The sequence below is a fragment of the Kurthia sp. Dielmo genome (assembly GCF_000307285.2).
Taxonomy (GTDB): Bacteria; Bacillota; Bacilli; order Bacillales_A; family Planococcaceae; genus Kurthia; species Kurthia populi.
In genome coordinates this window covers 1-788 of the sequence record NZ_CAEP01000178.1, presented here as the reverse complement: position 1 = coordinate 788, position 788 = coordinate 1, and the positions used below count along the sequence as shown (strand labels likewise).

Below are 788 nucleotides of genomic sequence, written 5' to 3'. Positions count from 1 at the left end.
CGCTTGATGGCGATGACCTCGCGTTTTTCAACACAGCTAACTTCATTTGTTGTCGTATTTAGCTTATATAAATGACGTTCATTGTAGACCGCACAAAAATAGATTGCCTCTTCAAATGCCGAGCAAAATTGCACGCGTCCCTCGACTAATACGGCTGTTTTTCGTGTATCTACATTCATTTTAATAAGCTTTGCCGATGTTGGGTGTGGAAAATAAATCGCATCCTCACAGTAGGTCACATCATAAAAATTCGACATGCCTTTATACGTCTCACTCAGACACTGTGGGTAATGATTGTGATTCCAGTGGTGATCACGCTTCATAAACTCATCCGAGCGTAAAAAATAACGATAGCGAATTTCATGATTTTTCAGCTTCGAGCCTAAGTCATTCCACGTCGCATCGATATGATACCACTCGCCGCCGAGCTGCACCATATTCCACGCATGCCCTAAATCACTCTCACCATCCGCCTTGCCGACCACGTAATAACAAGGAATGTGAAGCTCCTCCATCATCTTTTCAAAGAGTAAGGCATACGCCATACAAACGCCCTGCTTCTCATGCATAAAGGTAAATACCGTAAACGGCGAGCCGGTTGTATTCATCTCATATTGGTGATTGCGCACGATATAGTCATGTACCGCGACAACCTTTTGCACATCACTCATATCCTCCTTAATCAATTGCTTTAAAATACGCCCAATTTCATCAACGACCCATTTATGCTCGTCACGCGACTTCCGGTAATGCATCGAAAAATCAATTTTAATACGGCTCTTTGACAC

General features: G+C 43.0%; 1 protein-coding gene. It reads right to left on the bottom strand.

What is annotated here, in order from left to right; genetic code table 11:
* Positions 1-788 (bottom strand): transglutaminase domain-containing protein (locus KTHG_RS00035; protein ID WP_139991777.1); only part of this gene is annotated, 788 nt, incomplete at both ends.